This is a genomic window from Candidatus Nitrospira nitrosa (genome assembly GCF_001458735.1).
GTDB lineage: Bacteria > Nitrospirota > Nitrospiria > Nitrospirales > Nitrospiraceae > Nitrospira_D > Nitrospira_D nitrosa.
This window is the reverse complement of the sequence record NZ_CZQA01000001.1, coordinates 1,213,948-1,228,493: the sequence shown is the minus strand read 5'-3', so window position 1 is coordinate 1,228,493 and position 14,546 is coordinate 1,213,948. Positions and strand designations below refer to the sequence as shown.

General features: G+C 54.7%; 13 protein-coding genes. 1 reads left to right on the top strand and 12 read right to left on the bottom strand.

Translation table 11 applies throughout. The features are described 5' to 3' along the window. Positions 1-4 precede the first annotated feature (4 nt). The 11 genes from COMA1_RS05800 to COMA1_RS05750 form a co-directional block, all read right to left on the bottom strand. Positions 5-790 carry a response regulator gene (locus tag COMA1_RS05800; protein ID WP_090745066.1) on the bottom strand — a complete coding sequence of 262 codons (786 nt, stop codon included), beginning with the start codon at positions 788-790 and terminating at the stop codon, positions 5-7. Positions 791-874: 84 nt separating this feature from the next. After that, complete coding sequence (ftsY, locus tag COMA1_RS05795; RefSeq protein WP_218055312.1) at positions 875-1,810, bottom strand: signal recognition particle-docking protein FtsY; 936 nt, start codon at positions 1,808-1,810, stop codon at positions 875-877. A 2-nt stretch (positions 1,811-1,812) separates the two neighbouring features. Continuing rightward, the gene (gene ybeY / locus COMA1_RS05790) at positions 1,813-2,307 is read right to left on the bottom strand and encodes an rRNA maturation RNase YbeY (protein ID WP_090745060.1); all 495 of its coding nucleotides are present in this window, start codon (positions 2,305-2,307) and stop codon (positions 1,813-1,815) included. Beyond that, positions 2,307-3,365, bottom strand: a complete 1,059-nt coding sequence (locus COMA1_RS05785; protein ID WP_090745057.1) for a PhoH family protein — start codon at positions 3,363-3,365, stop codon at positions 2,307-2,309. The genes ybeY and COMA1_RS05785 overlap by 1 nt, the downstream gene beginning before the upstream one ends. 115 nt (positions 3,366-3,480) lie before the next feature. Next, on the bottom strand, positions 3,481-4,500 hold the full coding sequence (locus COMA1_RS05780; RefSeq protein WP_176697879.1) for a putative Ig domain-containing protein: 1,020 nt from the start codon (positions 4,498-4,500) through the stop codon (positions 3,481-3,483). Continuing rightward, positions 4,485-8,852, bottom strand: coding sequence for a pilus assembly protein (locus tag COMA1_RS05775; protein ID WP_090745052.1), 4,368 nt, complete (start codon positions 8,850-8,852; stop codon positions 4,485-4,487). The genes COMA1_RS05780 and COMA1_RS05775 overlap by 16 nt, the downstream gene beginning before the upstream one ends. A gap of 96 nt (positions 8,853-8,948) precedes the next feature. After that, positions 8,949-9,272, bottom strand: a complete 324-nt coding sequence (locus tag COMA1_RS05770; RefSeq protein ID WP_090745049.1) for a hypothetical protein — start codon at positions 9,270-9,272, stop codon at positions 8,949-8,951. A gap of 11 nt (positions 9,273-9,283) precedes the next feature. Beyond that, positions 9,284-9,910, bottom strand: coding sequence for a pilus assembly PilX family protein (locus COMA1_RS05765; RefSeq protein ID WP_090745046.1), 627 nt, complete (start codon positions 9,908-9,910; stop codon positions 9,284-9,286). Positions 9,911-9,921: 11 nt separating this feature from the next. Beyond that, positions 9,922-11,037, bottom strand: coding sequence for a PilW family protein (locus COMA1_RS05760; RefSeq protein WP_090745042.1), 1,116 nt, complete (start codon positions 11,035-11,037; stop codon positions 9,922-9,924). A 21-nt stretch (positions 11,038-11,058) separates the two neighbouring features. Then, a complete protein-coding gene (locus COMA1_RS05755; RefSeq protein WP_090745039.1) occupies positions 11,059-11,565 on the bottom strand; it encodes a type IV pilus modification PilV family protein in 507 nt (168 codons plus the stop codon). Positions 11,566-11,591: 26 nt separating this feature from the next. Further along, entirely contained in the window at positions 11,592-12,050 is a 459-nt protein-coding gene (locus tag COMA1_RS05750; protein WP_176697878.1) for a prepilin-type N-terminal cleavage/methylation domain-containing protein, read from the bottom strand. Positions 12,051-12,349: 299 nt separating this feature from the next. On the opposite strand from COMA1_RS05750, the gene COMA1_RS05745 reads away from it, so the two are divergent. Next, a complete protein-coding gene (locus tag COMA1_RS05745) occupies positions 12,350-12,673 on the top strand; it encodes a PilZ domain-containing protein (protein WP_176697877.1) in 324 nt (107 codons plus the stop codon). A gap of 20 nt (positions 12,674-12,693) precedes the next feature. On the opposite strand, the gene COMA1_RS05740 is transcribed toward COMA1_RS05745, so the two are convergent. Beyond that, positions 12,694-14,520 carry a GspE/PulE family protein gene (locus tag COMA1_RS05740; protein ID WP_245630868.1) on the bottom strand — a complete coding sequence of 609 codons (1,827 nt, stop codon included), beginning with the start codon at positions 14,518-14,520 and terminating at the stop codon, positions 12,694-12,696. Positions 14,521-14,546 lie beyond the last annotated feature (26 nt).

Below are 14,546 nucleotides of genomic sequence, written 5' to 3'. Positions count from 1 at the left end.
CGTTTTAACACTCGCGGCAGACGAGTACAAGCTGGATCGCCATCAAAAGACGATCGAGGTCAACCGGTTTAACCAGAAGCTCATGAGGACCTAGACTCCACGCCTCTCCCAACAACTCCTCGTTATGACTTCCAGTCATGATGATAATGCCCCCCGGGTATTCCCGGTCTCGCAGGGCTCGAAGCACATCGATCCCCCCCATTTCCGGCATGACCATGTCGAGCAACAGCGCATCCGGATGCACCTCATCGACCATCCTGAGTGCGTCCTGTCCGTTTCTCACACCGTATGCACGATATCCACGGAGGCTTAAAAACCGAACGAACAGATCACAGACAAGCGGTTCATCATCTACCACCAGAACCGACTCCCCGCTCTGCTGCCCGACCTCTCCGTCTCGACATGGGGGCTGTGTGGCCATCGAGGGCCCCGGAAGCTTCGAGACTCGATTGACCGCCTCAACAAGAATGTCCAGCGACAAGCCTTTCCGTATAAAATCGGTTGCCCGCAGAGCACGTGCTTGGTTTTCATGGACGTCGGTTGCGCCACCGCCTAAGATGATCACAGCCGCATGAGGATCGATTGCGCGGATCTCCTTCAACACGGTCAATCCATCCATCTCCGGCATACGAAGGTCCAAAAGCGTGACTTTTGGGTTGGACATTCGGAACTGATCGAGTCCCTCCCTCCCGCTCGTCGCAAGGATGACGTCATATCCCTGTCGGCTGAACAAATCTTGTAACAGATCACAGTTCATGCGATCGTCGTCGACGATTAGCAGCTTGGTCATTGTTTACCCTCGTCCTCAGGAAAGGATGATTGCTAGAAACAAGCGTAGCATGAGATGTGGAAATGAGAGAAGATAATGCGTGGTTTACGAGCGGTTTTCTGTCTGCCCAAACAATGCCGCGACAAAGGCCTCGGCATTGAAGTCCTGCAGATCCTCGACGCCCTCTCCCACACCGATTAGGCGAATGGGAATCTTCAGCTCTTCGGCAATAGCCACGAGGATCCCACCACGGGCTGTTCCGTCGAGCTTCGTAAGCACAAGGCCACTGACTCCCACCGCCTCGTGAAACTGGCGGGCCTGTGCCAACGCATTCTGCCCGAGCGTAGCATCCAACACCAGCAGCACTTCATGAGGCGCCCCAGGCAACTCCTGACCGATCACTCGTCTCACTTTCCGCAACTCATCCATCAAGTTGGATTTCGTGTGCAGTCGTCCAGCAGTATCGATCAGCACCACATCGACCTTGCGCGCCTTTGCCGCGACAACTCCATCAAAAGCCACGGCTGCAGGATCAGCGCCATGTCGCTGACGCACGACTTCCACCCCGATACGATCGCCCCACACTTGCAGTTGTTCGATCGCAGCCGCCCGAAAGGTGTCGCCCGCAACCAATAGCGGCCTCCGCCCAGACTGCACCATCCGCTGTGCCATTTTGGCGATGGTGGTGGTTTTACCAACTCCATTCACGCCGACGACTAAGAAGACAAACGGGGTGGAGCCCTCGGCAATGAGACGATCGAGCGTAACGTCCGCAACCGGTTTCAAAATTCCGTAGAGTGCTCGGCTCAAGACCCCCTGAAGCCCCTCCGTCGTTTTCGCCTCAGCTCCACGCGTTTCCTCATTGATCTTTTGCATCAAGCGGTCGACGACTCGAGCTCCGAGATCAGCCGCCAACAGTGAGGCTTCCAGGTCTTCCAGTAATTCTTGGTCAGGAGTGCGCCCAAGGAAACGATCCAATGATTGCTGGACCGCATGCCGTGTCTTGCCAAGCCCGTCACTTAGTCGCTGAAACCAACCCATGGTCAGTCGTCCTTTATCCGTCGTCGCGTACGGGAGGTCACAATGTGAGGGATCGGAGCAATGCGACGCAGAACGGCCTGTTCCCGACGCGACATCCGCTCTGCTTCGCGCACGCTTCGTTCATGGTCATAGCCGCATAGATGAAGCACCCCGTGCACTAAGAGTATCGCCAGCTCCTGATCGATCGATCGGCCCGCCGACATGGCCTGGCGAATGGCCGTTGGCAGCGAGATCACGACATCGCCGAGTAGGCTTGTCGGACATGATAGCCCCTTAGGCACAACGGCCTCACGTGTAGGAAATGCCAGGACATCGGTCGTACGATCCCGCTTGCGATATTCGTAATTGAGCCGTTGCATACGACGATCCCCTATGAGTTCTAGACTTAGTTCGGATTGCCCTTCGCCGGCAGCCGACAGTACCCGTTGAGCCAATTCGACCAACCGCACCTGCCGTACGAGATGCCGTGTCAGGCTCACACGAAGATATATAGCCATCAACCCGAACTTTCTGCGTCATCTGAGGCCGACGGTCCAGTGGTAGGGGAGGTACGTGAGCGAGGATTATGGCGTTGGGAGGATGAACGCTGTTCTCGTGACTCTCGCAGATCAGCGGTCTGGTGACGGTCGTATGCCTTAATAATCTCCTGTACCAGCCGATGCCGTACGACATCCTTCTCATCAAAGTAGACAAAGGCTATTCCTTCGATGCCACGAAGGATGTCCTTGACTTGAATGAGTCCGGACACTCGGTCATTCGGCAGATCCACCTGCGTGATATCGCCGGTGACGACAACCTTCGATTGAAATCCGAGTCGCGTCAGAAACATCTTCATTTGTTCAGCGGTTGCGTTTTGTGCCTCATCCAATATTACGAATGAGTCGTTCAGCGTTCGCCCCCGCATGAAGGCTAGCGGCGCTATTTCAATATCGCCTCGCTCAATCAATCGATTTGCCCGCTCCATCTCCATCATGTCAAAGAGAGCGTCGTACAACGGCCGCAGATAGGGGTTCACCTTTTCATAGATATCACCGGGCAGAAAACCGAGTTTTTCTCCTGCTTCAACCGCAGGCCGGGCGAGGATGATCCGACTAACTTCCTTGTTCAGAAGCGCACTTACGGCCATAGCCATGGCGAGATAGGTCTTCCCGGTCCCGGCCGGTCCAATCGCGATCACGATATCGTGCTGCTCGATTGCTTCAATATAGGCTTTTTGAGTCGGAGACTTTGGACCGACGAACCGTTTTTTGGTGACGATCATCGCTGACTTATCGAGCAGCGCTCGCAGGGACGCCTCAGGTGTCCCGCGCAACGCAGTAAGGGCATGGGTGACATCTTCGGCTTGGAGGGTAATGCCTTCGTTTGTCAGGGAAGCAAGTTCGAGGAGGATGCGCTCGGCTTGGCGGACAGCCTCAGGCTGGCCATCGAGTGTCAGCTCTTCACCGCGCGCAGAGAGCCGTACACCCAATTCGTCTTCGATCAGCTTGAGATGACGGTCGTGATAACCGAACAGGACGGCAGTATTGGTGCCTTCTCGTAGTTTGAGTTTACGCACGCCCGGTCTTCATATCCTCTCGTACTCACTCTATCAAAATATACCTTGCACGAACAAGTGAATGAGTGACGTGCACGTAGAGGGGTATTGCGTCGCTATAAATAGCAGGCAGCGCTTACGGAGATTGTGGCGTCGTCGGCACGGATACATCAAACTCTTGCCATGCCCGTGCTCCCTTCCCATCGGCTGCGATGATCTTGACATGATGTGTTCCGCTGATGCCGACGCCAGGCCTCCAGATAACTTGGCCGGCGGCGCGATCGATCGTCATCCCACTCGGTGCACCCTCCAATTCAAACGACACCGGGTCCCCGTCGGGATCTTCCGCGCGAACGGCATATTCATATATTTCCGCGCTAGACATCATCATCGGGACGGAAAGAATTTTGGGAGGGTTATTGCCGACAACCAGCGGGGCTGCGCGGAGAGGTTTCCCGGCGCCGTCAGCGTCATAGGGTGTCGCTTCCACGGTCACAATGTCGCTCTGCGCAAGCTCCGATAGGACAACTGTATTTCCTGATCCCTCCGATACAACTTTGTCGTTGCGCAACCAGCGAAACTGAAATTGGATGTCATCCAGATCGGCATCAAATGCCTCTACCTTCGCTAGAAGGCGGCTGCCGGCCGGCGTGACCTCCTGTTCAATCGCGACGCTCCGAATGACGGGTGGAGCATTCGGAACCGTCACAGGTGACGCTTGGAGAGACCCACCTTCGACCTTAACATCGGAACGCGTCACGACCACGTGGACCCTATCACCCCGATGAAGGGTGGACGTATCGAACGAGGGCGCAGTTGCGCCTTGCACAGCAATCTTGTTCACGAACCATTGATACCGATAGGAGGACGCCTCTCCTTGGGCCCCATCTTTCTCGATCAAAACGGTCAGTGGTGTGGTTCGAACCATTGGGTTTGGAACGATCCCAACGCGGTTGATTCCGGCTAAAGACAGCTGATTAGAAGCTCGCTGACTGACAGACGTAGAGTTTCCGTCATCAGTCCGTGAACAACCGACGAAGACGGTCAACGCGACCAGGAGGATAAGCACCATGGGAGAGGTATCCAGCGAGGCAGGGTGGGGGAAACCCCTCCCTGCCTCATGCAATCCATTTTGTTCGGTTACATATTGATCCATGAAGCGAAATGCGCTCTTGGATCGATTGCCAAGTTCACATCCCTTCCATCCAACGCACCGGTGCTGGTATTGATGAACAGCTTGTATGGACTGGTTCCATCGGCACCTGAACCGACGTGTGGAACTGCTCCAAATGCCAAGCCATTCCCGAGGGATGTCGACCGATTCACATTGACGATCCCCCCGGCTCCGGCTGTCGATCCGACGATCGGCGATGTATGGGGGCCGCCCGTCCTGTAGAAGAGCGCATACAAGCTGCTGCTTCCGGTTGAGGCACAGATATCGTCCGTCGGCGTGAAGGTGGGGAAAAACACGATGCCCCCAAAGACTGTGGCAGCGCTCAATACCCGTTCGCCCACTCCAGGCCCTGTCGCCGGCAGAAGTTTGGTGACCCATCCCTCTTTCGTCCCGACCAGGGTAATGAGTTGTTCCATTGTGGTCGCACCAGTCACCCCGGTCACCTGGGTTGTTCCTGCCGTTTGTCCGCAGTTTCCAGAGCCCACGACACAAATCGTTGCGGTCGTCACGTCGACCAGATCGTTCTCTTGACATGCTGTGTCACTCGTCTGCACACATTTCCCATTGATGACTGAATCCTTTATCCCGACAAAATATTGTGTCGACTTATCGGTTTTGTCTCCAGCCCCGAAGTACCGCCCACTACCGACAAAGACCCAGGCCTGTGCGGCATCATCGACGCTGATACTCGGTGCGGCCATGACCGGGCCCATCTCAACCGGTGATGAAACCCCGATCGTGTCGAGCATCTCTGTCGGCACTTGGTTACCTCCCTGTGAGATTCCCCAGGATGCCGGTGCTGTCGCTCCACCGAAGGGAAGAGTCGCCCCCATCGTCAATCGATAGACCTTGCCCCTCCAGGGGAGGCCCCCATCGTTGATGGTACGCCCGAAATATACGACATCTGTACGATAATCGAGATTTCGATCGAATGCGGTCATATCTCCAAGAAATGAATTCCACGTCCCGGTTGGAAAACTGCTGACCAGACTGTTGGCACTCCCTGGCCCTGTCTTCATGTCGATCGCAAACGCTTTGGCGCTTTGCGTGGCACGGCCATCGTATCCGGTCGGTCCAGACCCGGCGAGCAGATACCACTTGGCATTAGTATTGTCAGCGTGAAAGTCGGTCAATGGGCTGACTCGCACGACTGTTGGCACGCTTGACGTCAATCCGAGACTGCTATCCGAGAACGACCACAGAAGCTTTGGCTGGACTTCCGGATTGGTAATGTCCAAGACGAAATAGGCACTATAGAAATACCGGTCGGTCCCGCTGACGGTTACGCCCATGGGCGCTCCGCCTCCTCCTGGCGTACAGGCCCCGCAGCTCCCTCCTAACCGGAACCCACCGATCAACACAGTGCCCCACCCATTTGGATGGTCCGCATCATTGGCGAAGATCCTGACATCCTTGACCACGGGTGGCATATCGACATAGTACACATGCTGGTAGTCCGACCGCGTTAACCACTGCAGATGAGGCAAGAGCTCGTAGGGGATGAACCCCCAGAGCTCTTCACCCAACAATGGGCCACTACTGTTATTCGTCGGCGTGCGAGTAAACCAACCGTGTTCGGTTACAGTCGTCGTGCTCGGGTCATCACCTGGATGGTAAAACCCCGCATTGAAAGCGTGGAGCATCCCGTCATTAGCACCCACATAAACTACCTGCCGGCGCGTTCGATATTGGATGAAAAAATTCGTGTAGCTTGGATCCCCCTCAATAATGTCATAGCGATCCCTTGGGGCGGCTACGATCGTGGGAGGAGCATTAATGACATCCCCGAGTTTCCATGTCTTGAGCGTGCTGGTGCCAACCGTGAGGCGCCGATCTCTCAAGCTTGTCTGCTCAGTACAAGTCGCTGGCTCGCATCCTCGGACAAAATTGATGATGGCATCGGCTGTATAGGGAGCGGCTCCGGCCCGAAGATAGGGACTCAGCGTCGCGGAGTTGGCCGTAGTAAAGTCGACCTGCTCCGCAGCATCAACGACCTTGTCGTTGTCTAAATCGACCCATGTCAGAATTGTTCTCGTACCCGCATCCTTCAACGCCAGCTGTTTCCCCGCCTCCCAAATTGGCTTCATATCACTGAGCAGCTTGCCGCACTCGTAGCAATCCGTCTGGGTGATGACCCCATCTGAGTTCGTATCGTCCGCGATCCCATTGCCATCAGTGTCTCTATATTTATCAACATACACAATATTGGTTGCTGGATCGAGGCGCGTCTTTATGATGAGATCGACCTTGTAGTCCTGTTTCCCATCTCCGTTTGTATCCTCACGCATATTTCCGAACGTATCCACCCAGAGACTCTGGGTGTACCCGGTCCATGTCACATCCTTATTCGTTGCGACCTCAAGTGTGCTTGGGTAAAAATAGGCTTGATAAAGCGCGCCCTCTCCGGTACTAGAGGTGGCCAAGACGGAGACCGCCGCACCGGACGAACTCTTCCTGACAATGCTGGAGAGTGTGGCCAGCATCTTGTCCTGGATGTCGTCGACATCGGACGACTCAAAATAGGCATCGGGGATTCCGTCCGCGCCGGTCGCCCCGGTGTAGTTGTTCTCCTTGTCCCATTCTCCGGTATCCGGAATTCCGTTTGCATTCGCATCATCAAATGCACCCAACCTGGCCGCTTGCGCCAATATTCCGCGTCCATTAATGTTCCCGAATGCAAAGAAGGTATAAACCGTGACGTTCTGCGTACCAGGCAAGCAGTGACCAGTCACACCAATGATCGCAATCGTCCCGTCGCCAGTCCCACTGCAGGGACGCATGTCGTTGGTGTGCGCCCAAAAGGCAACAGAATCCAGATACCCACTACCACTGCTGGCGTAATCGGTCTTATGTTCTCCTAACAAGTCAGTGAAGGGCGTCAATGAATGGGTATTGCACGTCCCATCCAACGGACGGGGCGGTGCAGCACCATCACTGTTAATACAGTCGACACCGTTGTAGGCATTATCCCGCAACCCGGTCGGAATGGTTTGATCCTGTGTGGGCTCTCCATCCGTGAAGATGAGAATGAAGGTCTTACAGCAATTGACGACTTGAGAGGTGCTCGCCCAGGCCGGCGTGTGATTGGCCCCAAAGAAGTAGGGATCACGACCGCAGGCGCTGGTGATGTAGCCCGACGGACAGGTCTCGCCGGATATCAATGCAGAAACTTCACTGCTGCCGATCGACCCGGCGCCTGTGCCTTGGAACGCGACGCCATTTGAACTCCCTCCAGAAAACGCAATGGGATACGTATAAGCCGTTGGATAATAGGCGGAGTTGATTTGAGCCACGTATCGAACCGCGTCATAAAGACTCTCCGCCAGTGGCGTCCAGGTCGTCGGATAGGCTTCATCCACTGAATCAATCATAGCCGCTGTGTTCGTGTTGAACGTTTCCACCGTAGTCCCAGAGAAATTGATCGATTGCCGGGAACCGATTCCGGTCAAGACTTGGATCCCATTATCGGAACTCGAACCGTTGAAAACGGCGAGGCCGAAGCGGGCCTTGTCTCCGATCTGCTGAATCACCCCTGTGGGTTCGCTATACATGGCGAAGGCAATCTCGTTCAGCTCAATTTCAGCAAAACCATCGCTATCCGGACAGCTCCCGCTACTATCGTCGTTGATGCACAGATCTCCATCGGCTTCGAATCTCACGTAAAGATTCGCTGGACTCCCCGGATGCGCTGCAAGGGGGATTCGACCGACATATGTTGTATTGCCCGTTCCGCCGGCATAGGGAATTGCCGGTGTGGTCTCATCGCCGGTACCAAGGTTTTGCACTTTAACAGTCGGCAATGAGGGGGTGCCGGACGGTTTACAGGTCCCATCTGCATTGCGAACCGGCGAAGCAGTCGGGTGCCAACAGTTGCCTCCTGTCATGGCCTTCTTGACGGCATCGAAGCGTCGGAATGTGGCCCAATTGATGAAATTGCCGTCCCATTCTGTTCCGGCGCAGGCGGTATTGAGCGCGGCTTTTCCACCACCGATCTCAAATCTGTTATCGGTGGAGTCCCAGACATAGCAGCGCAAGGGATCGGCGTAGCCGTTGTATCGAGTCGTCGCCACGAAGGTCGTGACGGTCGACGTCGTCCCGTCCGACAGTGTTCCGCAGCTCGCCGATTCGCAGGCTCGGTTCGCCATACTTCCCGAATTGTCCATCACGATCAGGATGTTCGGTGTGGCAATGTTTGAGACGAAGGGCGGCGATGCTGTATAGTCGGAGTTGACGCGCACAGGCACGACCGCGTGGACAACGTTCGGCACGAACCATCCTCCAATGACGACGCATGTCACGGCCGCAAACATCTTCATGGTCCATCGGTTCGTCATGTCGTCCTCCTACCGCTCAGCCGCACACCTTGTGCCAACGCTGTACGCGCAAGGTTGTGAGAATCCTGTTTCCAACTCACATCGCGCTCCTCGCCTCTACTGAGGTCTCATAACGACCATCATGTCGATCTCGCCGATCTTATTGAGATGAAACTTTGCCTCAGACCGCAGAAATACTTCCTCCAGGGAGATCTCATTCTCCTTGTGATCCATGATCTTCGCGTCTGACTGAACTCGATAATCGGTCCCGCTAATCCTGATCGATGACACATAAATGGCATCAACCGTTCCCATCTTGTCGGTTGCCAGCTTCATCGCGGGTAACATCTCGCCCCTCACAGACGGCGTGACGAGGGGTGATGCAATCCCCAGAATGAACGCTGCGATCGCGTAGCCTCTGAGCCGTCTTGCCCTGTTCATCAGCTCACCTCCTAGGACGCTCCAATTTGTTTCATGCAGGTTTCGCCGACGGTGCAGCTGTACACGGACGTGACTGTGCTCTTCGTTCCCGCCGCTGTGTTGGAAGCGATACAGGTGATGCGATAGACAATCTCTTTGAGCTCCCCCGCACCTTCTTTGCGGCGCTTGAACAAGCGATCAATATCCCCGTTGACTGTCACCCCTGGAATGCTCGTGATGGTCAGATTCGGCACAGAGTCGGCATTGTCCCCGTAGTTTTCTCCAATTGTGTTCGCAGCCGCAGGAGGGGGGAGTGGTTGACCAGAAATCTCGCTGTAGAGGGTGGCACTATTGGATGCTGGAATCGGTCCCTGGGGGGTTGCGGTGCTGAGAAACTGAGGCTGTATTTCTGAGTAATACAACGTTTGCTGAATAATGTTCACCGCGGTCCCCTCGCAAGATTCTGCGGCGGTCGCCATCGCTTCCTTTGTGCTGACGAATCCGGACATTCTGGTCTCCAGCCCAGTGACGGTAATCGCGGAAATCGCCAATACCACCATCAAGAGCATAACGATCATGACGGTCAGCAACGCGACCCCTCGCTCCCCCTCCCTATCTCGATTGGCGAGCCGCACTCCTACTTCCTTCCTGAATCCCATCGTGCATGTCCTCACATGTTCCTTGGCTGAATCACTCTGGTCACAACCCGACGTCTCAGCTTCGAGTAGGTCGAGGCATCATACCCGGCATCGGCTGATGGGTTGTGATCGCTCATGATAACCGGTCCGCTCGTATTGACCCCCGACGTATAGCGTTCACTAAATCCTTGGTCTGGCGTCATTTGCCTGCCGACCACACTAATCTGTACTTGCTTGATCGTCTCAGGCGACATCGGGGGCACATTCCATGCACTGTTGGTCACAAAGTCAGTAATCGCTGGCGGGCTCGTCGTATTGACCCCATCTATTTCATCGAGCACACCGTCCGGCGACAGGGGATTCGGCGCGGCAGTACTGCAGCCATCACAGCCGTACGAGAATTGGATGTCCTCGATTCCATCGACCAGAGGTACTCCGTTTCTGGTGAGGCATGCGGTGCTCCCCGTTCCGCATGTCGCCGTCGTGGTCCCAACTGCGTACGTCACACATTGGAGTAAATAGACCGGTGTCCCGGCAGGAAATTTCCCGTCGATGCTACTGGAGAGCGTGAGGGAGGTTGCGCTGACTGTAGCAACCGCCCTCACCACACTTCCACCGATGGAGACTACAGACCCGGCGGCTAACCCTTGACTGACCATATCCGTGATAACCGCCGCGGCAATAGGGAGGGCATTGAACGGGACCGGATCAATTGCTGTTCCTCCGACATTGGCTGAGAGAGCCCAGGGAGTAACGACATCCGTGAGGAGCGGCACGACCATCGAAATACTATCAGGACCGGTATCGGCACCCGTTGGATTTTGATCCCTTGGACGAAGACCGACGGGACGAGAGAAGGTCCCATTGGTCACACTGCATGTCCCGACAGTTGGCGCGCCTGGCACATTCCCCACATAGTTATAGCTGGCCAGCCGCATATCACGAGCCAGCATTTCCATCGCCACTCTGACATTCTGCTGAGTCTCAACCACCTGCTCGTTGGCCGTGGTGGCTTTCTGGCTCATGACCAGCATGGACAACGCTGCACCAATGACGCCAAGTCCCACGGCGGCGGCAATCATCAACTCGATCAACGTCATGCCGGCTTCACAATTTCGGTGGCACCTGGTGGCCTGTTCAGTTTTCATCTCTTCAATTTCCCCGCACCATCATTCTGGAGCGACCACTGTCCGAAAGGTCATAGTCTTGGACTGCATGGACGTCCCACTCCCGGCTGACGTGTTCCACGTGACTGTGATGACGACGTTGGTACGATTTAGACTCGGCACACCAAGAGTCGGGGCGGGGTCGCCTAGGATAGCCGTGACAGTTCCCCGCACACCGCTTACGTTGGAAGCTATTAGAGCGGCTCGCCACTGCTGACAATCCGCAAGCGCCTGTCGCTGCTGAGCCGTTGTTTGCGGACAGGGCGTGGTGGCGGTCGTATCGATGTTATGGTAGTCCAATACCCGTTGACGATTACTCTGTATGCGTTCAAGCATTTCGACGCCAAAGTTCGTCACCACCGTGTTGTCTTTTGACTGGGCGTTCCTTGCAAGGGATGCCCCTTGGAAGCCAGCAACTCCTAACAGGGTGATGGCTAGAATCGTTCCAGCCATCACGGATTCAATCAGCGTAAAGCCACCTTCATTTCTGATCGCTTGCTGATGATTCATAAAGACGGGATTCCCCTATCGTCACTCTATGGACAGGTTGCCATTGCACACCAGTCAACCTTGCCTGAGGGAGTCACAACAACCGAATAAGGACTGCCTTGTTGTGGGGTCAAGGTAATCAATGCGTTAGCCGTACCGCCACCAGCCCGTAGACCGAACATGTTGAACCCAATGGTTGCCGCTGTAATATTTGCGACGCCCTCGTTGAGGGTAAGCGGGGGGAATACGCCGCCGAACGTGACTGTGGCTCGCCCACTCGTCACCGCGGTCGTCACCGTGATACCAGTCCCTCTGCTCATTGCTGCTGCACGAGCCAGGTTCATATTTCCTGCTAACTCAGTGGCGGCTTGCTTCATTTGATACCTTGCCTTCCACTGCGTAAAAGACGGGATGGCAATCATGGTGGTGATGCCTACGATGGCACCAACAAGTGCCATCTCAATCAACGTAAACCCTTTGGCATCGCGCAACTGGCCACTCATCATCTTAAAATTACCCTTAAGAGACACCCTGTTACCTGTGAAGCCAAAGCAAGGCGCATGCCGGTCCAAATGCCTGCTGTATGGCATGTAACCTCTTGAATTGACAGTATTCTCTTTCTATTAAGCACACCTAGACTTGGTCACTTTTCGTGCTCAGGGACAACAATTTTCGGCCGAGACGTTGTACAGTTTTGCACATGCCGATTTGAGGACTTTGTGGAGTGGTGCCAGGAGCATGATGACTGTACCTGCTATGATCATGGAGGAAGGCCTACTCCTAATATGGTTCGATGGAACGATCCATGATGTCTAGAAACAATCGAAAGCTTCGGCGGTTTGCCATCCAACTTCCATGCACACTCGACGACCACACCTACAGATCGGAAGGAACGATTCTGAATCTCTCCGTACAGGGCTGTGCCGTGATGACAGCACTACCACCATCGGTCTCGTCCCATCTTGCGCTATGGATCGATTTACCGGACAGCACCACGCCCGTTGAAATTGAACTTGCTGGAGTTCGGTGGGTTTCTGAGCAGCGATGTGGATTCGAGTTTATCCGAATCTCGCCAGAGATGCTGAATCGGTTAGATTCATTTGTTTCCGTACTCGATCGCACTCCCTAGCTAAAGCTTGCAGAGTGCTGCTACTTAACTGCCACGGCCCGGACTTGTCGGTACGTCGTCAGTCCCTTGAGTACTTTCTGAATACCATCTTGCAGGAGGGTGACCATCCCATCCCGCATGGCGACCGCGAGAATTTCTGAGGTGCGCGCCCGGCTTTGAATGAGATTCTTGATCTCTTCTGAACCGACCAGGAGTTCATGTAGTGCCACCCTGCCCTTAAATCCTGTCTGGTTGCAGACTTCGCACCCTTTCCCGTGACAGAGCCTGAGATCCTCGGCGTACGAGATTCCCAGCTTTTCCCAATGTCTTGCCCCATACCCCTGCACAAGCTCGTCAAATTCCTGTTGTGTCGGATGGTACTCTTCTTTGCAGTGGGAACAGATCCGTTTACAGAGCCGCATGGCGAGAATGCCCAACATCGCATCAGCAAAGTTAAATGAATCACACCCCATATCAAGCAATCGCGTCACGGTTTCTACCGCACTATTGGTGTGCAGCGTGCTCATCACGAGATGTCCGGTGAGCGACGCTTCGATCGCAATGTCCGCGGTTTCCTTGTCGCGCATCTCGCCGATCATGATGACATCCGGGTCAGCCCGTAGGAATGCGCGCATCGCCGAAGCAAAGGTAAAGCCGATCTTTGGATGCACTTGTACCTGTCGCAACCCTTCCTGTGTCACTTCGATGGGATCTTCCGCCGTCCAAATTTTCCGTTCATCCGTATTGATATGTTTCAACACAGCGTGAAGCGTCGTGGTCTTCCCTGATCCAGTCGGCCCCACACACAGAAAAATTCCATAGGGATGCTCAGAAAGCTCCTTCACGGTCTGTAACACACCGGGAGGGAAATCCATCGCTTCCAACGGCATGGTTTCCTTGGCGGTCAAGAGCCGTAGCACGACATCTTCATTGTTTCCTGCCGTCGGCAACGTCGCCACCCGCAATTCAATTTCACGGTCCTTCGCCAGCTTGTAGCGGATCTTTCCATCTTGAGGCTTTCGCCGCTCCGCAATGTCCAAATTGGCCATAATTTTCAACCGTGAGACGATGGCTCGCCGATAGGCGGCCGGAATCCGCATATAGGTAAAGCAGGTCCCATCGACTCGGAACCGTACCGCGGTCTCTTTACGGTCTGAATAGGGTTCGATGTGGACGTCCGAGGCCGCTAAACGATACGCTTCGGCAATAATCTGGTTTGCCAGCCGTACGATGGCGGAGTCATTTTCATCGATCTCTCTCCGCTCCGCTTCAGCATTCCGCTCGCTCCCAGCTTCATCAACCAGTTCTCCAAGGATATCCGTAATTGAACCACCGGTTGCTTGACCTGTTGCCACAAGCAAGTATTGTTCAATGTCCCGCCGAAGCCCGACTGCGAATCGAATCGTTGTGCCTGGAAATGCACGGCGAATATCCAAGCCTTTTTCGAGATCATGTGGATCGTTGGTGACGATATCGAGCACTGTGCCCTGACGCTTCATGGGAATCCATGAATTTCTTCTGAGGTAATCGAAGCTGAGGTTTTTCAAGAGTTCCGGATCAAGAATGGTCCGTTCGTCGTACGGAACATAGGGGCATTGATAGAACTCACTCAATGCTGACCCAAGCGCTGGTTTTGGGACGCGATACTTATCGATGAGGACAGTCTCGAGATCGACTTCTCGAGAGAGAGATTCTTCCACTGCCGAATCCAATTCGGCCGGGCTGACAAGACCCCGATAGGCGATACAATCCAGGAGACTCCGTTCCATGGTCTTTTTTCGAGGGGCCTTGTTCATCGGAGGTCTCTTCAGCGTCGCAACGGAAAGGACTTCTCGTTTGTTCTGTGTTCCAGCTGCTTGTGCAATCATTGTAGCGATTCCTTATGTCTCGACAA

Excerpts from the sequence above, each read along its gene's own strand:
- COMA1_RS05780 (WP_176697879.1), bottom strand. The coding sequence starts at position 4,500 with ATGGATCAATATGTAACCGAACAAAATGGATTGCATGAGGCAGGGAGG.
- COMA1_RS05800 (WP_090745066.1), bottom strand. The coding sequence starts at position 790 with ATGACCAAGCTGCTAATCGTCGACGACGATCGCATGAACTGTGATCTG.
- COMA1_RS05755 (WP_090745039.1), bottom strand. The coding sequence starts at position 11,565 with ATGAATCATCAGCAAGCGATCAGAAATGAAGGTGGCTTTACGCTGATT.
- COMA1_RS05745 (WP_176697877.1), top strand. The coding sequence starts at position 12,350 with ATGATGTCTAGAAACAATCGAAAGCTTCGGCGGTTTGCCATCCAACTT.
- COMA1_RS05750 (WP_176697878.1), bottom strand. The coding sequence starts at position 12,050 with ATGATGAGTGGCCAGTTGCGCGATGCCAAAGGGTTTACGTTGATTGAG.
- ybeY (WP_090745060.1), bottom strand. The coding sequence starts at position 2,307 with ATGGCTATATATCTTCGTGTGAGCCTGACACGGCATCTCGTACGGCAG.
- COMA1_RS05775 (WP_090745052.1), bottom strand. The coding sequence starts at position 8,852 with ATGACGAACCGATGGACCATGAAGATGTTTGCGGCCGTGACATGCGTC.
- COMA1_RS05765 (WP_090745046.1), bottom strand. The coding sequence starts at position 9,910 with ATGGGATTCAGGAAGGAAGTAGGAGTGCGGCTCGCCAATCGAGATAGG.
- COMA1_RS05760 (WP_090745042.1), bottom strand. The coding sequence starts at position 11,037 with ATGAAAACTGAACAGGCCACCAGGTGCCACCGAAATTGTGAAGCCGGC.
- COMA1_RS05770 (WP_090745049.1), bottom strand. The coding sequence starts at position 9,272 with ATGAACAGGGCAAGACGGCTCAGAGGCTACGCGATCGCAGCGTTCATT.
- ftsY (WP_218055312.1), bottom strand. The coding sequence starts at position 1,810 with ATGGGTTGGTTTCAGCGACTAAGTGACGGGCTTGGCAAGACACGGCAT.
- COMA1_RS05740 (WP_245630868.1), bottom strand. The coding sequence starts at position 14,520 with ATGATTGCACAAGCAGCTGGAACACAGAACAAACGAGAAGTCCTTTCC.